Source organism: Labilibaculum sp. K2S (assembly GCF_030372765.1).
GTDB lineage: Bacteria > Bacteroidota > Bacteroidia > Bacteroidales > Marinifilaceae > Labilibaculum.
Genome location: NZ_JAUCMW010000016.1, coordinates 41,228 through 63,846 on the forward strand (window position 1 = coordinate 41,228; position 22,619 = coordinate 63,846).

A 22,619-nucleotide genomic window follows, 5' to 3' on the forward strand; every position below is an offset into this window, starting at 1 on the left:
ATTAAATGTCAAATTAGATATTGATTAATACAATTTTATTATAAAGAGCAATCTCTTCTTTTTTGCTTTTCTTTTCCTTTAGTTGTTTTTCAAGCCATTCACTATCTTCACTTATAGCAGCAATTCCAATTTTTAGTATCTGCTTTATTTGCTGACTTGCACCCGACATAGAGCAAGTCTCCTTTTTTAATTCTTTTCTCAGGTAATTTTCAATTCCCTTTATACTTTTATAAATTCGGGGTTTTCTTATCCTCAAAACCACATTAGGATCTCCAGCTACCGGCTGTTCCTCATACATATAAACACTCTCGAACAGTGCATAATACTGAGCAATTTCTGTTCCCCATGTACTCTCCACAGACGCCCTTACCGGCAAGGAAAGTTTCTCCTCATCAGGACTGTAATAAGTAAAAGTAAATCGTTCGTCGGGGGTTGTTTCTGAAAAATCATTCCCGTGTTTATTTGATGCCGGCCATACCGTTCCATCATCAGAATTTAAACTGGCAACTTCTTGTGCACGTAATCCTGACACAACTAACACTAAGGCTAAAATTAAGGTGGTTCTAATTTCCATATCGTCATATGTATTTGTGAATATTCAAGCTTTTTATCTGACTCAAAGTACACGAACACATATCACCTAATGATAAGTTTAGAGTAAACTTTATTTTAAATATTGAAATGTATCTATATGAAAAACAGAAGGGAAGTGAAAAGTCTATTCCGCATGAAACCACCAGGAGACGTAGGGCACAAGCATCTTACAATCAAAACATTAACTTCTACAATTATTTTCAGAAGGAAGTAATACATCATGGTTTTCCGATGAAAACCATGGGTATGAAGAACAAGTAAAGGTTAATTTAAAATGAAATTAAATTTTATTGAAATCTTATTGAAATAATGACAAGAAAGCAAGCAATGTATTTCGACGGAAAACATTCAGTTATTTGCTGGTGGAGATCAACTCGCTCTCAAATGAATAAAACAGACAGCATGCAAAGCATAGAGCTGTGTTTGCAACTGGTGGTGCAATTGCAGCAGTTTTCTTATCGAGGAAAAATAAAAAAAGCTCTGAGTTAAAGCAATCTGCCAATTAATAATCAGAAATAAGAACCCAGATTAGAGCTAAACTAACCTAATGCATAGTTTCTCTCTTGTATTTATGATTTAACCTCGTGTAATCCTGTATTTCTTTTCGTACATTATTATTTACTCATTATACATACTAATTTTCTAACGATACATATAGTATTTAGCCAGATACATACTTAATTTACAATCCGATTTTCTGATTTTACCACTGGTATTTACTTAAAGAGCTACTGCTATAAATAAATTAACACCTGAAATACCGAAAATAACTATTAGAACATTTAATTTTCAAAAATATGTAAGAGGATAATAATTTACAATCAAATTTTTACTCCGTAATTAGTAGTAAATACCAACAAAATATACAGTTTAATTCCATTAATAGATTGACATTCTGTATTTCTTATTGTAACTTTCTTCTTTTGTAAATCTAACTGCATCAATACCCCTTGGTATTGCCACCAAAAACAGCATAAAACAAGATGACTAAAAAGAAATATGAAATGCCCGTGAACCTTAACGATATAATCGTTAATCGAATGAAAGAGAAATACATTAGCAATACAGAGTTGGCCCGCCTGTTGCAAATGCATCACTCGTCGGTGCTCTTTATGCTCAAAAATCCAGGCATGCAAATTCGACGCTTATGGACTATTTGCGAGGCTATCGATTTTAATGTATTCCGCTATTTAGCCAACGAAATTGGAATCGAAAACCCCGTTGATTCGGGCATTACATTGCGCGACGCTGAAATTGAAAACTTGAAAAAGGAGATTGAAGATTTAAAAAAAGAACGTGATTTACTAAAGGAAGTGATTGGCCTGAGGGGCAGGTAATTGTTGTTTAAACGCTCCTTTCGGGGCGTAATATCGGTTTTTAATTTGCAGGAGCCATTTTGCGCTTCACTTCTTACAGCTGACAAATTAGATATCGGCATTAGACTGCTTTTTTTCGCCCGCCATGGCTCACTCATTATTCAAAATGGCATGACACAAATACCCCGATTCAATTAGTCTGTATGCGGTTCAATGTGAATTGTTGATACGTAACCATATTTTTCGAGAATGGCTTCTTCCAGTACTGTTGCAATATCGTGAGCCGTTTTTATAGCCATATCTTGCGGAAGCAAAATATGAAAGGTTAATTCTGTATGATCCCCATAAACATGGAGGTGAAAATGGTGAGGTTCCAAATTACCCGGACTAACTTCTTCAATGGTCATTTTTAATTCCTGAATGATTGTATCGGAAGGACTCTCTCCCAATAAGGAATGAATAGAATCGCTGATAATTTCATAAGCTGCATGTCCAATTAGTATAGCAACTATCATTCCCAAAGCTCCATCGACCCACCAAAAATAAGGACCCAAGAATATCCCAACCAAAATAACCAAAGAAGATATTGCATCGCTGCGGTGATGCCAGGCATCAGCTTTTAACACTTTTGAATTGGTTTTTTTTGCTCCGTAATAAGCAAATTGAGCCAACAATTCCTTTGCTGCAATTGACACTATCATAACTACAATAGCAATGCTCCCAAATTGTGATGACTCCCGGCTTTGCAACGTATTATAGGATTCAATGATAAAATCAAAGGCAACTAATAACAGCAGTATTCCAATAATAAAAGCACTAATTAAATCAGCTCGCCCGTGACCAAAGGGATGATCCTCATCGGCAGGTTTCTTTGATATCTTAGCGCCAACAATCACAATTACAGAACTTAAACTATCGGACAGAGTATGCCAGGCATCAGCAATAATAGCTATGGAACCTGTAGCCAAACCAGCCCAGTATTTTAACCCGAAAAGCAATATATTCCCTATTATAGAAAGCCAGCCTTCTACTGAGGCCCAATTCGATTTATCTAATTTAAACTTGGAATTTTTCAATTTGTAATAATCTTTAATTGCGACATATAAACTATGAGTCAATGCTATTATTGTATCATATTAAACTAATTTTTCATCAACCGAGAGTAGTTTTGAAGAAGCCAACTTCGTTTTATTTTTCTTATCGATGTAAAAATCAATTCTTCCCACTGCAATTCCTGCCCATCCAACTTGATTGACAAGAACCTCTTCACCCTCCAAATTCAGAATCCGTTCCGGAGTTTCCAATAAGGTATGTGTATGTCCTCCTACGATTAAATCAACACCTCTGGTTTTTTTGGCTAAATTAACATCACAATCAAAACCTAAATCATTCCTTAATCCCAAATGTGAAAGACAGATAACCAAATCACATGCATTTTCATCCTTTAAAATACGAACCATTTTCTCGGTAACATCAACAGGATCGGCGTAGGAAATAGAACCTCTGTTTTTGGGCTCCACAAAACCGTCTAAATTAACACCCAGCCCAAAAACACCAATCCTCAAATCTCCTTTATCAAATATTTTATAAGCTGGGATTTTACCATCCAATTCAGTTTCAGAAAATTCATAGTTCGCATTTAGCAATGGGAAATTAAGATATTTCAACTGACTTGCAAGTCCTTCAATGCCATTATCAAACTCATGGTTCCCAATAGTTCCGGCATCATAACCCATTTTCGACATTAATTTAAATTCAGCTTCCCCCTTAAAGAAATTAAAATAAGGTGTGCCTTGAAACACATCTCCTGCATCCAGCAACAAAACCAATTCTTCTTCTTTTCTGATTTTTTGAACCAAGGCATGAATTCTTGCAAAACCTCCCAAACCACCAAATTCAGGATCTCCCTTTGGAAAGGGTTCAATACGGCTGTGCAAATCGTTGGTATGAAGCACCGTAATTTTCCGCAATTCTTTTTTAGCCGCTGAAGCACTTTTTGGAAGAATACCTGTTCCTAAAAACAAACCCGCTACACCGATATTTTTCAAAAAATCCCGTCTATTCCACATGGTAAATCCTCCCGTCTAATTCTGCCGAAATATGTTTCCCGTTTTTGTAATCACGACTAATGTATTTGATCATTTCGGATCGTAATTTTTTATGCAAATGTCTGAACGTTTCCCTACTTTCAAAAGCAGACAAACCGCCACCACCATTCACCAAATAATCTATTGATATAATGTGATATGTTTTTCCCAAATCAACTGACGTTCCATTAACAAGAACATCAACCGCTTGCTTATCCTTAATTCCCATTTTCACACCGCTAATACCTTCACCATTAAACCCGGCAACCTGATGCAAGAGTTTCATTAAATCGTACCCTTTCATTCCAACAATCACCAATTTATTTTTAAAAGGCAGCATTTCAAACATTCTACCCGTTGTTATTTCGCCTTTTGGCATGCCTGTGCGAATTCCCCCTTGATTCATTATTGCCAAATCAACAGAGTGAGATAATTGATTTTCCACACAAAATTCTTTCCCAATAGCAAGCATTGCATCAGCAATATAATCAGACAATTTACTCTCCGGCTTGCCGACAATCATTTCTTCATCAGAAACAGAAATAATCGCATTCATTTCCCCGTCGAGCTGAGATTTATAGCTTTCGATAACATGCACAAAAGCAGTATCCTTTTGCGAATCAGAATCCATAACTGAATCAATCCTGTAATTAGATTGATTAGCCGGTCTATTGATTTTATTAGTCACCGAACAGGCTGCAACAGCCAGCAGTAAGAGCAATATTCTCAATGATTTAAATAGTTGTAATTTCATATGCGTTCAATAAAATACACCCTTGCCATTTTTTAAGCGAATGTAAAACTATAAAAATACCTTGATTTCTATATTATAGAAATCTGAATTATTCAAAAATCTAAGGTTAATTGCTGAGGTTCAGAAAAATTGATTTGATTGGAAACAGTTAAACCCAGCAACCGAATGCTTTCCTTCAATTCAATTTGGTTTAACAATTCGTTTGCCAGATTAAGAATTTGATCCACCCGATTCAATTCCTGCAGAATGGTTTTACTTCTTGTTACCTGTTCAAAGTTGCTGTATTTCACTTTTAAACTTAAAGTCCTTCCTCTAAAACCACTCTTCTTTAATCGTCGCAGCAGATCTTCTGCAGTTGCAATCATGTCTTTTCTGATCAAATCTTTATTCGATAAATCCGTATAAAATGTATGCTCAGTACTTACCGATTTACGAACCCGGTTGGGATTCACCGGACGGTTATCAATCCCTTGTGCTATTTGAAAGTAGTAAACTCCGGCTTTCCCAAACACACGGGTCAATTCAGCAAGACTTCTCTCCTTCAAATCTTTCCCCCTGAATATTCCCAACTGATGCATTTTATCTGCCGTAACCTTTCCAACTCCAAAAAATTTATCAATTGATAACTGCTCAATAAACTGCTCAACATCTTTGGGAGGAATAACAAATAAACCATCAGGTTTTTGATAATCAGAAGCAATTTTAGCCAAAAACTTATTTACTGATATTCCTGCCGAAGCCGTTAAACCAGTCACCTCCTTAATCCTTTCTTTAATCTCTTTGGCAATCAAACTCGCAGAAGGCAAATTTTTCTTATTATGGGTAACATCTAAAAAAGCTTCGTCAATGGAAAGAGGCTCTACCAAATCGGTAAATTCATAAAAAACACTCATGATTTGCTTCGAAATTTCTTTGTATCGGTCATGCCTTCCCTTCACAAAAATTAAATTAGGGCATCTCCTTTTCGCAATAGAAGAAGGCATTGCAGAACGCACACCAAATTTTCTCGCTTCGTAACTTGCTGCAGCAACAACTCCTCTTTCTCCGGATCCCCCAACCGCAATTGGTTTGTTTCGAAGCTCGGGATTATCTTTCTGCTCTACCGAAGCAAAAAAAGCATCCATATCAACGTGAATTATTTTGCGATTTTCCTCTCCCATTTTCCATTCAAATATCCAGAAACAATTTAAAAAATTATCACTTCAATTTTTGTAATTTTACACGCCTTAAAAAAGCGAAAAATTCCTATTCCTTATTCAACACATTGCGAAAATAGGGAATAAATACAACCAAACCTGTTCTCGTAAGAACCAAAATAAGTAAAGTGAACCAAATTAAAGATCTTACCAGAGGAAAAATTTTTCCTCAAATTATAAAACTGGCTATTCCAATAATTGCCACCTCATTTGTGCAAATGGCATACAATATGACGGATATGGCGTGGTTGGGACAAGTTGGAAGCGAAACAGTAAGTGCTGTTGGAATGGCACTTTATCTGGTTTGGTTTGGTTCATCGCTCCTCTTTATAACCAAAATTGGTGCTGAAGTAGGAATTTCACAAGCAATTGGAAGTAAAAATATTGAACGGGCTCAATCATTTGCAAAAAACGCGTTCAGTTTATCTTTTATTATCTCCATTGCATTTGCCTTAAGCGTATGGATATTTGCTGACCCAATTGTAGACCTTTTTAATATTAAAAGTGAATTTGTAAACGGAACGGCCTTAAAATACCTTCGGATAATTGCCGTTGGAATGCCATTTACCTATTCCAACATCACCATGGCTGGAATTTATAACGGAGTTGGCAATACAAAAACCTCATTTTGGATCAATGCCACCGGATTGATTATAAATATGATACTGGATCCAATTCTTATTTTTGGTTGGGGAAGTATTCCAGGTATGGGTGCAGAAGGAGCAGGAATCGCTACTGTAATTTCTCAGGTAAGTGTATTTCTACTATTTATTTACTACCTGTATATCAAGCAGAATCCTTTACAAATCAAAAACTATTTAGGGAAAATTCAAAAAGAATTCTTTCTCCCAATCCTAAAGATTGGAGGTCCTGTTGCCCTCCAATCAGCTTGGTTTGCCTTTATCGCGATGATTTTAGCAAGGGTGATTAACAATATTTCTCACGGAAATCCCATTCCTTTTTCAGTTCAATCCATTGGATCACAAATAGAAGCCCTTTCGTGGATGACCGCCTCGGGCTTCTCTACTGCATTGGGCACATTCACAGGCCAGAATTATGGAGCAAATAAATGGAGACGAATTCAAAAAGGTTTCTTCATTACCTTAGGCATCGCAGGTTTTATAGGATTCATTAGTACCTTGCTCTTCCTTTTTGCAGGCGATCATATTTTCGGATTGTTTATTAACAACAGTGAGAATAATGTGGTGAAAATGGGCATGGTTTACCTATTTATTCTTGGTATTTCACAAGTATTTATGTGTGTTGAAATTACAGCAACAGGAGCCTTTAACGGAATTGGACGGGCAGTTCCTCCTGCAATAGTTGGAATTATTGGAAACTTGATGCGAATTCCTTTTGCCTATTTATTGAGCTACACTTTAGTTGATTACTTACCTGAATTTCAGAACTGGATATCTTCTGAAGCAGTTTCGGCAACAGGTGTTTGGTGGGGATTAACCATTAGCAGCATATTGAAAGGAAGTATTTTATTTTTGTGGTTCCTATTCTTGCTGAACAGACATCCCGAAAACTTGTCTCCAATTCCTTTAAAACGTTTATGGATTAGAATAATCCCAAACAGATTACGCCAATCCTCTACAATCAATAATCCAATAAAGAATGAAGAATTTAAAAAGAGAGCTTAAAATAACTGAAGATGGTTCTCATACCCTCTTTGTTCCTGAATTAAATGAGCATTACCATTCTACTCATGGTGCCATTCAGGAAGCGATGCATGTGTATTTAAATGCAGGATTCAATTTTTGTAAGCAAGATCCAATTCACATTTTAGAAATTGGTTTTGGAACAGGACTAAACTGCTTCCTCACCCTCATTGAAGCTGAAAAACAAAACAGAACCGTTATTTATCATTCAATAGAATTGTATCCGGTAAAAGAAGAACACATTCAAAACTTGAATTACACCGATCAAATAGAAGGTTCCGACAAAGATCTTTTTTTCAAATTGCATCAGGCAGCGTGGAATCAAGACGTTGAAATCACGAAAACATTCACCCTAAATAAACTGCAGGGCGATCTCAGGAAATTTATTTTTCCTGCCATTTATGACCTTATTTATTTTGATGCATTTGCACCTGATATTCAGCCCGATTTATGGACTCAGGATATTTTTGAAAAGCTGAACAATCACCTAAAAGAAGATGCCGTTTTAACAACCTACTCTACAAAAGGAATCATAAAACAAGCTCTTAGAGGTGCAGGATTTGAGGTAAAACGTCTGCCTGGCCCACCCGGGAAAAGACAGATGTTACGGGCACGGAAAACATGCATCAATACAAAACAGACAATTGAATGAAGATCTTTTTTTTTTGAAGGACGTTAAATGCAAAAAAAGGTTAATTACAAGTTGATTTTCGATATTCTGAGAGAAAAGTTTTACCTTAGACGATTCTTATGATCTTGCTGATCATAAATAAAATTGAATTATTATAATTAAATATACAATACCCGAATGAAGTACACAGAAGAACAAGATAAGGTAAGCTATTGCCTTGGATTAAGCATCGCAAGCAATTTAATAACTTCAGGAGTTAAAACAATTAGTGTTGATCCATTTATGGAAGCTTTGAATGCTGCTTTTAATGGAAAAATGCCGGAACTATCTCCGGAAGAGGCCAATGGTATTCTTCAGGAGTTTTTTGGAAAACTGCAAGAAGAACAAGCTGGAAAAGCAGTTGAAGCAGGAACAAAATTTTTAGAAGAGAACTCTAAAAAAGAAGGTGTTGTAAGTCTTGAAAGCGGACTGCAATACGAAATCATCACAGAAGGAAATGGAGACACACCAAAAGGAACTGATAGTGTTAAATGTCACTACCATGGAACTTTAATTGACGGAACAGTTTTCGATAGTTCTGTTAAGAGAGGTGAACCTGCTGTATTTCCGGTAAATGGAGTTATTAGAGGTTGGGTTGAAGCTCTTCAACTAATGCCTTTAGGTTCGAAATGGAAACTATATGTTCCTTCGGACTTAGCTTATGGTGCACAGGGTGCAGGAAACCTTATTGGCCCACACACAACTTTAATTTTCGAAGTTGAATTACTTGAAATCGTATAATTATATTAATAACCATAACAATCCAAAAAAAATGAAACTAAAAGTATTATCTATTGCACTGGGTCTTGGACTAATTACATTGGCTTCTTGTAATCAAAAAAGAAATAAAAGTGTTGCTCTAAACAACGAACTTGACTCTGTTAGTTATAGTTTAGGTGCTAGTTTTGGTACTAACCTTGAGCGTAACGGACTTACTAATTTGAACGAAGAAGTTCTTTTAGCTGCATTGTACGCTTCTCTTGACAAAGATTCATTGGTAATTGATCCTCAAAAAGGAAATGCTGTTATCAACAATTACATCAAAGGTCTTCAGGAAAAAATTGGTGCTGAAAACTTAGTTAAAGGTCAAAAATTCTTAGAGGAAAACAAATCAAAAGAAGGTGTCGTTGTTACTGAAAGTGGTCTGCAATACCGTATTATCAACGAAGGAGATGGTGCTAAACCTCTCGCTACTGATAAAGTTTCAGTTCACTACAAAGGAACAACTATTGACGGTAAAGAATTTGACTCTTCTTATAAAAGAAACGAACCAGCTACATTTGCTGCTAACCGTGTAATTAAAGGATGGACTGAAGCTTTACAGTTAATGCCTGTGGGTTCTAAATGGGAATTATTTATTCCTTCGAACCTTGCATACGGTCCACGTGCAATGGGAGCTGATATCAAAGCAAACGAAACTTTAATTTTCGAAGTTGAATTGTTGGATATTATAAAAGACGAAAAAAAGAACTAATTAATCATATTAATTAGTACAACTTATTAAAAACAATTACCCCTTTTGGAGTTTTCCAGAAGGGGTTATTTTTTCTTTTTTGACAAAGAATCTTTTTTTAGATTTGCATTCTTTTGCAACTGCAACTGCATTGTTGTAAATTTAAAATCTTGTTTTTAGAAGAATGGATTAATTACATCTAACTACACTCACAACGAGTGTCTTAACAAAAATCATCCTTCTATTTTATAAAAATAAGACTTTTACAAATGGAAACAATTACTTCTCAATGTTCTCGAGTAAGAGAATTAATGAGTCAGAATTTTCCTTTTGATACTAAAATTGAAATAATTTAAAACAAATAAAAATGACACACGCAGAGATTCATACCGAAAAAGGAGTTATGAAAGTGGAATTCTTTGAGAATGATGCTCCAAAAACTGTTGAAAATTTTGTTAACCTATCAGAATCTGGATTTTACGATGGCCTGACTTTTCACCGGGTTATTCCAAATTTTGTGATTCAAGGTGGTTGTCCCGATGGCACAGGTGCCGGCGGGCCTGGTTACTCAATCAATTGTGAATTGAATGGCGAAAATCAATATCACGACAGAGGTGTTTTATCGATGGCTCATGCCGGAAGAAATACTGGTGGATCGCAATTTTTCATTTGCCACGGCCGCGAAAATACTTCCCATTTAGATCGCCAGCATACTTGTTTCGGCAAAGTGGTTGAGGGATTAGAAGTTATTGATGCAATTCGTGCAGGTGATAGTATTGATAAAATTGTTATCGTAAAAGAATAATACAAAATATACAGAACATTATGAATTTTGAAATTAATGGTAAAATGATCGTGAAAGAGGAAACTCAATCAATCAGCGATCGTTTCAAAAAAAGAGAATTTGTTATTGAAGTTGAAAATGAAAGAAATTCTGAATGGAATGATTTTATTAAATTTCAACTAACACAGGATCGTTGCGATTTATTGGAAACAATTTCTTTGTACGAAGAAATTAAAGTTTCTTTTAATGTTCGTGGTCGTAAGTGGGAAAAAGATGGAAAAGTAAACTACTTTTCGAATCTTGAAGCTTGGAGAATTGAAAAAGTACAAGCTGGTGGTTCTCCTGTTCCTGAAATGCCTGAATTTAGAGCAGAGGATGTTCCTCCTGCACCAGAAGAAGATGATCTTCCTTTTTAAAAAATACAAAAACCGCACTTTTCAGTGCGGTTTTTTCAATTAAAAAAATCAAATATTACTGAAGTGTCGGTCAATACCGACTGTGTTTGCTCTCATATTAATGATGCAATAATTTATTAACAATTCTATCGAAAACCATTAATCCTCCAAAAGAAACAGCAACAATGTAAACCATTACCGGAAGTTTTATTAAACTATCAAATACTTTCGTTAAAACCTGATTAATTGGTTGTAATAATACAGCATCAAGCTGATGTAAAAATGGATTCTCAGCAGAACTAATTAAAGTTCTCACATCAGTCCCCAAAAGAATAAGTACAACAAATAAAATAAGTCCGCTTATCCAAATCCATTGATTCCTCGAAATCGGCTTCTTCATTTCAATTGGTTTTGCAAGCCAATCCTGCATTACCCTATCCATAACCTTATTCGTAAATTGATCTGAAGTCTCCTCCAACTCAACATTCTTCATCAGTTCTTTGATAAAATCATCTTTATAGATATCTTCTTTTTTGCTCATCGTAGTCTAATTTTATATTCTTTCGAATACCTATAATATCGTTTTTAATTCACCATGCAAAGCCAACTCCAACTGAGTATAAAGCTTTTTTCTTGCACGATGCAATTTCACCTTAACATTGGAAGCGCTTAAACCAGTAATAGAGCAAACCTCATCTACCGAATTTTCTTCCAGGTAAAACAGAGTAATCAGACACCTTTCATCAGCAGGTAACCTGTTTAATGCTTCGGAAAGGTATTTTTTCCTTTCTACGTTTCTTACTTCCTGCAAGGCTGATTGGGTGGATTTTACATTTACCGAACTTGTAAAATCATCATCAATAGAACTTACATCCAATTTTTTCTTTCTTAAACGCGATATTGCTGTATTGTAAATGATTCGATATATCCAGGTTGAAAATTTTGCATCTCCCTTATAGCTATCCAAGGCCTGATATGCTTTCAAAAATGCATCTTGAGCAATTTCTTCGGCATCTTCACGATTTCCCATTAATTGTAAGGCTACATTAAATGTCATCCTCTTGTATTTATCTACAAGAAAAGCATATGCCCCGGGATCTCCATCTTTAATCCTGGCTATATAATAACTATCCTTTTGAAACTTCATATACAAATTGTGCTTTCAATTTAGAAAAACAAAGTCATCAACTAAAAAGACATTGTTGCGTTGATTCACTTCTTTTTCCCTTTTAATTGAATCATCTACAACTTAGACGCAGAAAATCTAAAATCGGTTACAGCTTATTCCATAATTTCAATCTTTTTTTTTCAATTCATTAATAGCAAGTTAAGACAATGATTTTTATTGAAATAATTGTGAGCGTTAAAAAAATCTTAAAATATTTGTAACCTGTTTGAAAGAGGTGGCGTCATAAAGTTGAATGCAAAAATCAAGCTTTGGTTTTCGTTCACAATCAATAAAATAATAACAGTTTAATCTTAAAACTTAAATCATGGATATAACAGGAGTAGTAGCAATCATTTCATCATTCGGAATCATTCCTTTGATCATATTTTTAGTTCATCGTCACAAAGAAAGAAAGGCGTTAATTGAAAAAGGTATGGATATGAGCCTTTTAGTTGGAGACAAAAAGTGCAGTACTTTAGAAAGTTTAAAATACGGTGTTCTTTTAATTGGTCTCGCAATTGGAATTCTAATAGGAAACATTTTAGATGCTTACACAGGTTTAAATGAAGAAGTGTCTTACTTTTCAATGATCTTTTTATTTGGTGGACTTGCACTATTAGTATTCTACGGATTAGCGAAAAAACAAGAGGCTGAGAAATAAACCAAGCCTTCTACAAAAAATGCGTTCCAAACTGGAACGCATTTTTTTATTTTCTCATTATAGATCTTAATAGCAATTATTTTCCGATATGAAATAGAATCACCTGTTCTACAGCTTTCTCACACACCGGGCAGAAATGTTTCATTTTATTCGATTTCATTTTGCAATCCTGCATCGGCGAATAAATTCCCTTAGCCATATAACCACCGCCTTCAAATACACCTAAACTATCAACGAACTCGGGAGTTCTTGGCGTAGGAATAGGAATCGAATCATCCAACATACTTTTCCATTTACAATCAAAATCAACAAGAGTGGTAATATTTGGCTCCCAAGGTTCAATTTCCAGATTATAAAAATCTTCGTATGCCACTTCCGATGAATAATACTCATCTCCCAAACCGGCAAACCCATGACCAAATTCATGACTCGACACCTCGTAGGACAATACATTATCAGCCGAACAACTCGAATAATAGTTGTAGAATCCACCTCCACCGTATTTATCGGTATTAATCAGCACAAATATCTGATCGTAAGGAACATTTGCAGAAATATCATGTATCGATTTAATATCAAAAGTTGTTAGGTAACGATCAACATCGAACGTATAAAAAGTAGTATTTACAGCAGTGTTTTTATAGATATTTTCACCCGGAATATCAGTTCCTGAATCTTCGGAAACGGCTTCTAAAGCGTATATGTTAAATCGATCTGAATACCTGTTAAATGGAGGCACATCAAGCAAATAACCAGCTACACGTTTGGTATCCGCTCTAAATTTTTCCATTTCATCAGCAGTATACCCTTCTGCTATAAAAGCAATATCAACACTTTCCGCAGGATCACCATCTCCCATAATCTTTGTAAATGAAACACTCCTGGGCTTTTCTTTACCAATAAAATAATTAGTTGGGTCAATCTTATATTCCCATATTTCCTCCATTCTGCCATCCCAGTTTCTGGATTCCAATACAAATCGTGCTGTTTTTTTAGGATAAGGCATTACGTTTACCTGATAAAATGCTCTTTTTAATTCTTTTGCTTCGGCTGTTGATTGCCATTCCTGAAGCAAAGAGTTAAACCCCTTTGAATAAATTAATTCTCCGGACTCCACATCAAAAAGTTTAAAACGGAATGTTCCGTACCCAAACTGATCAATCAAATTGATTTTACTCCCTCCCCATTGAGGCTCTTCTTTCAATTCTTTTAGAAAGATAGTTTGAGAATCGGCATCACCGCCCATCATATAATCAATCCTCAGAGTCTTATTTTCAAAATATTTATCAAAATTACTTTGTCCATAGCACGCAGAATAAAATGCAATCAGGACAAATGCAAGTAAAGATTTTTTAGTCATATTAGTAGATTTTGTATTTAGACTTTAAATTTACAAATTATTATGAATTTCACTTTTCTTTTCCAGATAGGAATCAATATCTTAGATTTTTAATTAATAACTTATTACTTCATGAAAGAACTCTTGGGCGTTCAATTAAAAAATTGGTTGATCAACGAAGGAATAGCCGAATATTGGGCAATCATACTACAATCATTCATCGCAATCATTATTGTTATTTTCATTGCTTGGATATGCGATGTTATTGCAAAAAAAGTTTTGATCTCAATCATCACCAAATTAGTTCGAAAAACAAAAACAAATTGGGATGATATTCTTTTGGAACGAAAAGTATTCAATAAAATAGCACATTTTGCTCCCGCAGCAATCATCTATTTTAGCGCAGGAATGCTTGATCATCAAGGCTTAAATAATTTCATCCAAAATAGTTCATATGTGTATATGGTGATATTGGCAATCATGCTGATTGACACATTTTTGAATGCTGGAAATGATATTTACAATACACTCCCCATTAGTAAATCCAGACCAATTAAAGGTTTCCTGCAGATTGTGAAAATCTTCTTTTACGCAATGGGAATTATTTCCATTGTGGCTTTATTCATTCATAAAGACCCATTAACAATACTTGCTGGAATGGGAGCTTTTGCTGCCGTTATCTTATTAATTTTTAAAGATACAATTCTTGGTTTTGTTGCTTCAATTCAGCTTTCAGCAAATAAGATGGTAAATATTGGCGATTGGATTTCAATGCCATCAAAAGGAGCCGACGGAACTGTTATTGATATCAGTTTAAACACCGTTAAAGTTCAAAACTGGGACAAGACCATTAGTACAATTCCAACTTACACTTTGGTTTCTGAATCGTTCAACAATTGGAAAGGAATGGAAGAATCAGGTGGACGAAGAATAAAACGCCATCTAAATCTGGATGTAAAATCGATTCATTTTTTAAGTGAAGAAGAAATCGAAAAATTTGAAAAAATTAATTTACTAAAGGATTATCTGATTGAAAAAAAGAATGAAATCCGGGCAAACAATCCAGAAGGCGAAATTCCTGTAAATCAAAGAAGATTAACCAATGTTGGTACATTCCGAAAATATGTTGAAGCTTATCTTCAGGAACACCCAAAGATTCATAACGAAATGACCTTTCTTGTTCGTCAGTTACAAGTATCAGAAAAAGGGTTGCCCTTAGAAATATATGTATTCTCAAACGATCAGGAATGGGCAAATTACGAGGCCATTCAAGCTGATATCTTTGATCATATATTAGCAATTGTTCCGGAATTTAATTTAAGAGTATTTCAGAATCCAACCGGAGACGATTTTCAAAAACTAGCAAACCGAGAATGAAAACAGCATTACTAAAATTGAATTTCTTTGAATCATTAGGTTGGTTTGGGAATATTATTTTAAGCATTGGAGTGATACCTCAGGTAGTACAAACCTACAAAACACATGATGTTGCAAGTTTTAACTGGCCATTTTTACTCATGTGGGCTTTTGGAGTGTTCTTTACTTTTATTTATATTGTAAACGGAGATTTAAAATCCAACAAACGTCAATACCCCCTGTGGCTTAATTATTTAGTAAATATATTTGCTACCTTTTACCTGTGTTACGCGAAACTGATTTTCAGTTAAAAAAATTGCATCAACCTAATCACATAAAGATGAAAAAAACACTTACTCTTTTTCTTTTACTATCAGGCTTTTACGGTTTTTCTCAGACAAGAGTTGGAGGGGTTGAACTACCAAACGAATTAATTATTAAGGAGCATCAGCTGCAATTAAAAGGTGCAGGAACCCGTGTTAAACTATGGATGGACATGTACGCAATGGGACTGTATCTTTCAAAGGATATGAATGACGCTGAAAAAATCATCTCCGCAGATGAGAGTATGGGAATCCGCTTAGAAATTATATCCGGATTAATTACCTCCGAAAAAATGGAAAAAGCTACCAGAGCTGGCTTTATGAATGCCACAAATGGTGAAATGGAAAATATAAAACAGGAGATTGATGATTTTATCTCTGTTTTTCTGGGTGGTATTGAGAAAAAAGACGCTTTTGAATTTATATACTCGCCTGCTGACGGAACTTTAGTTTATAAAAATGGCGAATTAAAACAATCTATTCGCGGATTGTCATTCAAACAAGCCCTATTTGGCATATGGCTTTGTAACAAACCAGCAGATAAAAACCTAAAAGAGAAATTGATAAACTAATCAAGCGCTTTACATTACACATATTCTAACTGTTTTATTTAGGTTTTGCCAATCTATTTTATGCTTACAAAAATTTAAACTGAGCACCTAAAATTCATTAAAAAAACACCAATTTTAAAATAAATATTTACCTTAGCCACGCACACCTAAAAGTAAGTTGATCTTTCAACTCACCAATAAACATAAATCTTTCGGACACGGAAAAAATTGTCTCTTAAGAAAATTTTGTGCACATAAAAATAAGTGCACATTTATTATTTGAAACAAAAACAATAACAATGAGTACCAAAAGATTTTCGAAAATTGTTGGGTCTGGTAGTTACATCCCAACCGTTCAAGTAAAAAATGAGCATTTTTTGAATCATGAATTTTTCGAACCAAATGGCCAGAAAATTGAAACTCCCACAATTGAAATTATAGAGAAATTTAAAGACATTACTGGGATTGTAGAACGAAAATATGCCTCTCCTAATCAACAAAACTCTGATCTTGCCTATTTAGCAGCAAAAAATGCTTTGGAATCATCTAAAATAGATAAAGAGAGTTTAGACTATATTATAGTCGCTCACAATTTCGGAGATGTTAAACCAAACTCTACGCTGACAAGTCAGTTGCCTTGTTTGGCTGCAAAAGTGAAGAATCTTCTTCAAATTGAAAATCCTAAAACAATAGCTTATGATGTTCTATTTGGATGTCCGGGTTGGATTCAAGGTATGATTCAAGCTAACTACTATATCAAATCAGGCGATGCACAACGAGTAATGGTTATTGGATCAGAAACCTTATCAAGAGTTTGTGATCCGTACGACAGAGATAGCATGATTTACTCTGATGGTGCAGGAGCTACAATACTGGAAGCATGCGAAGCTGAAGAAGCATCAGGAATATTGGCTCATGCCGTGCGAACCGATACCATCAATGAAGCTTTCTTTTTACGCGCTGATATTTCAGACAATGCCGATTTTGAAGGCAACAGCAATAGTCTTTTCATAAAGATGTATGGCCGTAAAATTTACGAATATGCCATCACAAATGTTCCCGGTGTTGTAAAAGAAAGTATCGATAAAGCGGGATTGGATATTAAGGACATTAAAAAAATCCTTATTCATCAGGCAAACGAAAAAATGGATGAAGCCATTGCCAAGCGACTCTTTCGTTTGTATCAAGAAAAACACGTCCCAGAGAAAATCATGCCTATGATTATTAAAGAGATGGGAAATAATTCAGTAGCAACTATACCAATTCTTTACGATCAGATTGCCAAAGATAGATTAGACGATCATAAATTAAATGAAGGTGATTACGTTGTTTTTGCATCGGTTGGTGCTGGAATGAACATTAATGCTTTTGTTTATCAGGTTTAATGAATGGCTAAAACGATAAAAACTCTTTTTTTAGATCTTTTTCAAAAAAAATTTCAAAAAGGTTTGTAATCCAAAATTAATTTTAGCAAATTAGCCGAGCTGAATCTGAAATACACAGGGAGATTAGAAGATAGAGGAGATAGACAATATTCAGAAGTCAGAATCAAACTGCATTCTAACCCTAAGATTACTATAGATAATTACCCGATCAAATTCATTTGATTCGGGTAATTCTTTTTTATATTAAACTGATTTTTCGAAGTCAGAATTTATTTTCCTCAATAGACCTTTAGACATCCAAAAATCAGTTTAGGGTAGATTAATATCAATAAAAAAACGCAGAAATTAAATTCCTGCGTTCAAATCTATGTTTTTTTAGAAGACTAACTTCTTTGTCTCACTGCCTCGTATACCATTAAGGATGCTGCAACAGATACATTCAATGATTGAATTGAACCGGTAATTGGAATTTTAACCTGCTCGTCAGCCAAGCGCAGCAAAGCATCTTCAATCCCAACATCTTCCGATCCCATAACAATAGCTGTTGCTAATGTAAAATCACCTTCAGTATAAACTTTTTCAGCCTTTTCAGTTGCTGCAATAATTCGAATTCCTTCTTTCTTCAAATAACGGGCAAGAGTCTTTAAATTTTGAACCCTGCAAACAGGTATGTTATACAAAGCTCCGGCAGATGTTTTAATAGAATCAGGAGTAATCTTCGCTGAATTCTTAAAAGGAATTACAATGGCATGTACACCAGCACATTCAGCAGAACGAGCAATAGCACCAAAGTTACGAACATCTGTAATTTCATCTAAAAGCAACAGCAGAGGTGTTTTACCTTGAGCAAATAGTTCAGGTACAATTTCTTCTATTTCCTGATAAGGAATTGGAACAATTAAAGCAACAACTCCCTGATTATTATGCTGATCCAAAGAATTCAACTTCTCAACAGGAACAAACTGATATTCAACTCCCTTTTCGCGAATTAAATCGAATAATTCTTGAAACAAAGGACCTGCTAATCCTGTTTTGATCAATACTTTTTCGATTTCCTTTTCACTTTTTATTGCTTCCATTGTTGCTCTGATTCCGAACAACATCTCCTGTTTCTGTTTAGCCATCGATTAATTTGCTTATTGGTGTTTTACATTCATTAATAATTGTGGCTTTTCCTTATAAGTTATATATCGCCACAACCATTCAAATGGTCCCATTTTATAATATTTCAGCCAGATAGAGGAAGAAATCAATTGAAATGTCCAAATTAACAAAACCCAAACCAGTAATTCTGTTCTTGAGTAGCGAGCAAACATTCCAAAGCCATAACTATAAAAAATAATGGAACAAATTATGGATTGACAAAGGTAGTTCGTAAAAGCCATTCGACCAACTGCTTCTAACGCTTTTGTGAAAAAATGCAAAATTTTCATTTGATAAACCAAAAGAATCAAACCAATATAATCTAAGGAAGTAAACAAACTGCCAAAATAATTGAACTGATAAAACTTACTACTCCCCTTTTTCTGCGATTAGCAGCTCTAACTCCTCATTTAAGTTTTCCCAATCCGACATTTCTTTTTCAAGATCTTTTTTGGTTTTCTCATATTTCGCAAACAGAGACTGATCCTGCATTTTTTCAGGATTTGCAAGCATTTCCTCCATTGCTATTATTTGCTCTTCGAAGCGTGCAATATTCTTTTCTGAATTTGAAACAGCTCTTTCCATTTTAGAGATTTTCTTATTCATCTCTTTCCGCTCCAAATAATTCAATTTATTATCGGAAGGTGCAACATCAACCTGAACAGCAGAAACCGTTTTCTTCACTTCCAATTCCTTTAGTGAATCCATCTTCTTGGTTTGAAGAAAATCATAAATTCCACCCAGATGTTCTTTTATCTTTTTGTTGGTAAACTCATACACTTTTGATGACAAACCATTTAAAAATTCACGATCGTGAGAAACTACGATAACCGTACCATCAAATTGATTCAATGCTTCTTTCAAAACATCTTTCGATCTCATATCCAAATGGTTTGTAGGCTCATCGAGTACCAGAAGATTCACTGGTTCCAAAAGCAAACGAATCATAGCCAAACGCGAACGCTCTCCTCCGGATAAAACCTTCACTTTTTTATCAATATCCTCGCCCCGAAACATAAATGCGCCTAAAATATCACGAATCTTAGTTCTTACATCTCCAACCGCAACATCATCAATCGTTTCAAATACCGACTTGTTTTCATTCAGCATTTGAGCCTGATTTTGAGCAAAATAGCCAATCTTTACATTGTGTCCAAGTTTACAAGTGCCCGTGTGTTCGAGTTCGCCCATCAAAACTTTTACCAGTGTTGATTTCCCTTCCCCATTCTTACCCACAAAAGCAAGTTTCTCACCTCTCTCAATTACAAATTCAAGCTCATTTAAAACCAGATGATCACCATATGCTTTACTCAAATTTTTAACTTCACAAACCAAATCACCCGATCGGGGTGCCGGTGGAAATTTCAGGCTTAGTTTCGAACTATCCTCCTCATCAATCTCAATACGATCAATTTTATCCAATTGCTTGATACGAGACTGAACCTGAACCGATTTTGTTGCCTTATAACGAAAACGCTCAATAAAATCTTCAGTATCTTTTATTTGTTTTTGCTGATTAATGTAGGCTTTCATTTGCTGTTCGCGACGTTCAGCGTGCAGAACAACATATTGTGAATAGGGAACCTTATAATCGTATATTTTGCCAACAGAAATTTCAACGGTTCTATTGGTTATATTATCCAAAAATGCCCGGTCATGAGATACCAATACTACGGCTCCCGGGTAAGTTTTCAGAAAATCCTCCAGCCACTGAATCGATTCAATATCCAAATGATTCGTAGGCTCATCGAGAAGGAAAACATGTGGGCGCCGCAACAGAATTTTGGCCAATTCTACCCGCATTCTCCATCCTCCGCTAAATTCCGTAGTCTGTCGAATAAAATCACTTCTTAAAAATCCCAATCCAAGTAAAGTACGCTCAGCTTCGGCTTCGATATTTTCGCCACCCATCATATGATAGCGATCGTTTTTATCAGTAAGCCGCTCTATCAGCTTCATGTACTCTTCCGATTCGTAATCGGTTCGCTCAGCAATCTCTAAATTAATTTCAGCAATTTCCTTTTCCAGACCCAAAACCTCTTCAAAAGCTGATAAAGCTTCCTCCATCACGGTATTACCGTCGATATGATTTACCTGCTGAGGTAGGTATCCTATTTTAATCTCATTTGGTAATGATACAGTTCCTGTTGTAGGCGCCTGATAACCGGCAAATATTTTCAGCAAAGTTGATTTTCCTGCACCATTCTTCCCAACCAATCCGATTCGGTCACGAGTATTTACAATAAAACTAACTTGCTTAAAAAGGGTAAAGCCACCAAATTCAACCGTAAGATTGTTAATAGAGATCATACTAATTCATGTTTTTCTGTTAAAGCGACAAAGATAACAACAGTTCTCAGTTATCCGTAATCATTGATCAGTAAATACAAACATCCTAATTATCACAAATCACGGCCAGCTTATCTTCCTGTAAAATTTGTGCTTTTTTTATTAATTCTGATTGTATGATATTTTCTTTCACTTCGAGCATAACAATGGTTTCAGCCTCGGCAAAAGAGATATCATAAATCCGGTTTACTTTCTGATATTCCTTCGGATATTTTGAAATCAACTGATCGTACAATTGATCCAAATTACTTTTCGAAGGATTGTGAAATTCCAACTTCAACTCAAAGCGTCGAACCAAGGCTTCATCAATTAAGTCAATTTGGTTGGTCGCCGCAATTAGAATCGAGTTTTTTGGTAAAGAATCAATCTGTTGAATCATACTATTCACCACTCGTTTCATCTCACTGCTATCGGTATTGTCATAGTTTCTTTCTTTGCCCAAAGAATCGAACTCATCGAAAAACAAAACAGCTTCCTGAGTTTCTGCCATTTTAAATGCTGCAGCTATATTTCTTGAGGTTTCTCCTAATTTGGACGAGACAATATTACCCAAATTAATCGTTTTCAACTTCTTGCCCAGTTTATGTGATATTGCCCTGGCAGTCATAGTCTTTCCACATCCTGATTTTCCAAAAAGCAAGAGTTTATTTACAACCGGCAAGCCAAATTTGTTTAATATTTCAAGATGTTCGTACTCTCGCAGAAACTGTTCCACTTGAACTGACAACTCCTTATCAAAAACAATATCCTCAAAATCGACCCGTCCCATATTGGGAACAAATAAATGATTCATGCTTAGCTTATATGTTTGTGTTTAAATATTTTGCAAACCTACCATTTAATCTTCAATCCGGAAAAAATCATTTGGTAGTTTTAGAAAAAGAATTACATTTGCAAACCCTAAAAAAAACCAATCTATGAATATGCAAATCAATTAATTAACAAAATAAAAAATAGAGTGGGGAATTCTTATTACAACTATGTAGAGGAACACAAGCTTCTTGTAGAATGCTTTTGCGGAGAGACGAAGATTGAAGATGTATTTGAATTAAAAAGTGAAATTGAATCTTGTTTAGACCAAGTGCCTAAATTTAGCGTTTTGGTTGATATTCAAGAGAATACCGATAAGCCTTTTCATAAAATGAATGATGCTTTTATCGAATTCTATTCAAAATCAAAATTAACTTTAAAAATTGACCGTATTGCTGTTGTTACACACACACCAAGTCAGGTTGTAAACACCATACTTTTTATCGATGGCTTAAAAGAAGTATTCGATATACCAATAAGAGTATTTAGTTCTATTGAGTCATCAGTTAACTGGCTGCATTCAGATGTTAGTATTGACAAAATAAAATCGATGCTTGAAGACTTTAAAAACACAATTGTGTTAAAATAAAAAAGGGAGTTCCATTGGAGCTCCCTTTCTGT

25 protein-coding genes are annotated in these 22,619 nt (G+C 35.0%); 13 read left to right on the plus strand and 12 right to left on the minus strand.

Features of this window, described 5'->3' with window-relative positions; all coding sequences use genetic code 11:
* Positions 1 to 13 precede the first annotated feature (13 nt).
* Entirely contained in the window at positions 14 to 574 is a 561-nt protein-coding gene (locus QUH73_RS15775) for a hypothetical protein (RefSeq protein ID WP_289531407.1), read from the minus strand.
* Between the two features lie 1,003 nt (positions 575 to 1,577).
* Here QUH73_RS15775 and QUH73_RS15780 point away from each other — a divergent pair.
* The gene (locus tag QUH73_RS15780; RefSeq protein ID WP_289531408.1) at positions 1,578 to 1,931 is read left to right on the plus strand and encodes a helix-turn-helix domain-containing protein; all 354 of its coding nucleotides are present in this window, start codon (positions 1,578 to 1,580) and stop codon (positions 1,929 to 1,931) included.
* 173 nt (positions 1,932 to 2,104) lie between these two features.
* Here the strand turns inward: QUH73_RS15780 and QUH73_RS15785 are convergent, their stop codons facing one another.
* From QUH73_RS15785 to dinB, 4 genes are all read right to left on the minus strand, one after another.
* Positions 2,105 to 2,986, minus strand: coding sequence for a cation diffusion facilitator family transporter (locus QUH73_RS15785; protein WP_289531409.1), 882 nt, complete (start codon positions 2,984 to 2,986; stop codon positions 2,105 to 2,107).
* A 60-nt stretch (positions 2,987 to 3,046) separates the two neighbouring features.
* The gene (locus QUH73_RS15790) at positions 3,047 to 3,958 is read right to left on the minus strand and encodes a bifunctional metallophosphatase/5'-nucleotidase (RefSeq protein WP_289531410.1); all 912 of its coding nucleotides are present in this window, start codon (positions 3,956 to 3,958) and stop codon (positions 3,047 to 3,049) included.
* A gap of 10 nt (positions 3,959 to 3,968) precedes the next feature.
* Positions 3,969 to 4,751, minus strand: coding sequence for a 5'-nucleotidase C-terminal domain-containing protein (locus QUH73_RS15795; RefSeq protein ID WP_289531411.1), 783 nt, complete (start codon positions 4,749 to 4,751; stop codon positions 3,969 to 3,971).
* A gap of 92 nt (positions 4,752 to 4,843) precedes the next feature.
* A complete protein-coding gene (gene dinB / locus QUH73_RS15800) occupies positions 4,844 to 5,911 on the minus strand; it encodes a DNA polymerase IV (RefSeq protein WP_289531412.1) in 1,068 nt (355 codons plus the stop codon).
* A 164-nt stretch (positions 5,912 to 6,075) separates the two neighbouring features.
* On the opposite strand from dinB, the gene QUH73_RS15805 reads away from it, so the two are divergent.
* The 6 genes from QUH73_RS15805 to QUH73_RS15830 all read left to right on the plus strand — a co-directional run bounded on the left by QUH73_RS15805 (position 6,076) and on the right by QUH73_RS15830 (position 10,934).
* Complete coding sequence (locus QUH73_RS15805; protein ID WP_156195075.1) at positions 6,076 to 7,593, plus strand: MATE family efflux transporter; 1,518 nt, start codon at positions 6,076 to 6,078, stop codon at positions 7,591 to 7,593.
* Positions 7,568 to 8,263, plus strand: a complete 696-nt coding sequence (gene mnmD, locus QUH73_RS15810; RefSeq protein WP_289531413.1) for a tRNA (5-methylaminomethyl-2-thiouridine)(34)-methyltransferase MnmD — start codon at positions 7,568 to 7,570, stop codon at positions 8,261 to 8,263. The genes QUH73_RS15805 and mnmD overlap by 26 nt, the downstream gene beginning before the upstream one ends.
* 156 nt (positions 8,264 to 8,419) lie before the next feature.
* Positions 8,420 to 9,022, plus strand: coding sequence for an FKBP-type peptidyl-prolyl cis-trans isomerase (locus QUH73_RS15815; RefSeq protein ID WP_289531414.1), 603 nt, complete (start codon positions 8,420 to 8,422; stop codon positions 9,020 to 9,022).
* A gap of 31 nt (positions 9,023 to 9,053) precedes the next feature.
* Positions 9,054 to 9,755, plus strand: a complete 702-nt coding sequence (locus QUH73_RS15820; protein WP_289531415.1) for an FKBP-type peptidyl-prolyl cis-trans isomerase — start codon at positions 9,054 to 9,056, stop codon at positions 9,753 to 9,755.
* A 346-nt stretch (positions 9,756 to 10,101) separates the two neighbouring features.
* The gene (locus tag QUH73_RS15825; protein WP_289531416.1) at positions 10,102 to 10,539 is read left to right on the plus strand and encodes a peptidylprolyl isomerase; all 438 of its coding nucleotides are present in this window, start codon (positions 10,102 to 10,104) and stop codon (positions 10,537 to 10,539) included.
* A 20-nt stretch (positions 10,540 to 10,559) separates the two neighbouring features.
* Positions 10,560 to 10,934 carry a DUF3127 domain-containing protein gene (locus tag QUH73_RS15830; protein ID WP_289531417.1) on the plus strand — a complete coding sequence of 125 codons (375 nt, stop codon included), beginning with the start codon at positions 10,560 to 10,562 and terminating at the stop codon, positions 10,932 to 10,934.
* A gap of 97 nt (positions 10,935 to 11,031) precedes the next feature.
* Here the strand turns inward: QUH73_RS15830 and QUH73_RS15835 are convergent, their stop codons facing one another.
* Both QUH73_RS15835 and QUH73_RS15840 read right to left on the minus strand, forming a co-directional pair.
* Positions 11,032 to 11,454: a hypothetical protein gene (locus tag QUH73_RS15835; protein ID WP_289531418.1), complete on the minus strand. Its 423-nt coding sequence runs from the start codon at positions 11,452 to 11,454 to the stop codon at positions 11,032 to 11,034.
* Positions 11,455 to 11,484: 30 nt separating this feature from the next.
* Positions 11,485 to 12,060, minus strand: a complete 576-nt coding sequence (locus QUH73_RS15840) for an RNA polymerase sigma factor (RefSeq protein ID WP_289531419.1) — start codon at positions 12,058 to 12,060, stop codon at positions 11,485 to 11,487.
* A 346-nt stretch (positions 12,061 to 12,406) separates the two neighbouring features.
* Between QUH73_RS15840 and QUH73_RS15845 the strand changes: the two genes are divergently transcribed.
* Positions 12,407 to 12,742 (plus strand): DUF6249 domain-containing protein, encoded by a 336-nt coding sequence (locus tag QUH73_RS15845; protein ID WP_289531420.1) that lies wholly within the window; start codon positions 12,407 to 12,409, stop codon positions 12,740 to 12,742.
* A gap of 76 nt (positions 12,743 to 12,818) precedes the next feature.
* On the opposite strand, the gene QUH73_RS15850 is transcribed toward QUH73_RS15845, so the two are convergent.
* Positions 12,819 to 14,102: a M64 family metallopeptidase gene (locus QUH73_RS15850; protein WP_289531421.1), complete on the minus strand. Its 1,284-nt coding sequence runs from the start codon at positions 14,100 to 14,102 to the stop codon at positions 12,819 to 12,821.
* A 111-nt stretch (positions 14,103 to 14,213) separates the two neighbouring features.
* Here QUH73_RS15850 and QUH73_RS15855 point away from each other — a divergent pair, with 111 nt between their 5' ends.
* The 4 genes from QUH73_RS15855 to QUH73_RS15870 all read left to right on the plus strand — a co-directional run bounded on the left by QUH73_RS15855 (position 14,214) and on the right by QUH73_RS15870 (position 17,696).
* Positions 14,214 to 15,458: a mechanosensitive ion channel family protein gene (locus QUH73_RS15855; RefSeq protein WP_289531422.1), complete on the plus strand. Its 1,245-nt coding sequence runs from the start codon at positions 14,214 to 14,216 to the stop codon at positions 15,456 to 15,458.
* The gene (locus tag QUH73_RS15860; protein ID WP_289531423.1) at positions 15,455 to 15,748 is read left to right on the plus strand and encodes a PQ-loop repeat-containing protein; all 294 of its coding nucleotides are present in this window, start codon (positions 15,455 to 15,457) and stop codon (positions 15,746 to 15,748) included. The genes QUH73_RS15855 and QUH73_RS15860 overlap by 4 nt, the downstream gene beginning before the upstream one ends.
* A 29-nt stretch (positions 15,749 to 15,777) precedes the next feature.
* The gene (locus QUH73_RS15865; RefSeq protein ID WP_289531424.1) at positions 15,778 to 16,332 is read left to right on the plus strand and encodes a chalcone isomerase family protein; all 555 of its coding nucleotides are present in this window, start codon (positions 15,778 to 15,780) and stop codon (positions 16,330 to 16,332) included.
* Positions 16,333 to 16,610: 278 nt separating this feature from the next.
* A complete protein-coding gene (locus QUH73_RS15870) occupies positions 16,611 to 17,696 on the plus strand; it encodes a 3-oxoacyl-ACP synthase III family protein (RefSeq protein ID WP_289531425.1) in 1,086 nt (361 codons plus the stop codon).
* 383 nt (positions 17,697 to 18,079) lie between these two features.
* Here the strand turns inward: QUH73_RS15870 and rlmB are convergent, their stop codons facing one another.
* The 4 genes from rlmB to QUH73_RS15885 form a co-directional block, all read right to left on the minus strand.
* Complete coding sequence (gene rlmB / locus QUH73_RS15875; protein ID WP_289531426.1) at positions 18,080 to 18,820, minus strand: 23S rRNA (guanosine(2251)-2'-O)-methyltransferase RlmB; 741 nt, start codon at positions 18,818 to 18,820, stop codon at positions 18,080 to 18,082.
* A gap of 12 nt (positions 18,821 to 18,832) precedes the next feature.
* Positions 18,833 to 19,177 (minus strand): DUF418 domain-containing protein, encoded by a 345-nt coding sequence (locus QUH73_RS20935; RefSeq protein ID WP_442913422.1) that lies wholly within the window; start codon positions 19,175 to 19,177, stop codon positions 18,833 to 18,835.
* Positions 19,178 to 19,208: 31 nt separating this feature from the next.
* On the minus strand, positions 19,209 to 21,149 hold the full coding sequence (locus QUH73_RS15880) for an ABC-F family ATP-binding cassette domain-containing protein (RefSeq protein ID WP_289531427.1): 1,941 nt from the start codon (positions 21,147 to 21,149) through the stop codon (positions 19,209 to 19,211).
* Between the two features lie 85 nt (positions 21,150 to 21,234).
* The gene (locus QUH73_RS15885) at positions 21,235 to 21,981 is read right to left on the minus strand and encodes an AAA family ATPase (protein WP_289531428.1); all 747 of its coding nucleotides are present in this window, start codon (positions 21,979 to 21,981) and stop codon (positions 21,235 to 21,237) included.
* A gap of 165 nt (positions 21,982 to 22,146) precedes the next feature.
* On the opposite strand from QUH73_RS15885, the gene QUH73_RS15890 reads away from it, so the two are divergent.
* Positions 22,147 to 22,587 carry an STAS/SEC14 domain-containing protein gene (locus QUH73_RS15890; protein ID WP_289531429.1) on the plus strand — a complete coding sequence of 147 codons (441 nt, stop codon included), beginning with the start codon at positions 22,147 to 22,149 and terminating at the stop codon, positions 22,585 to 22,587.
* Positions 22,588 to 22,619 lie beyond the last annotated feature (32 nt).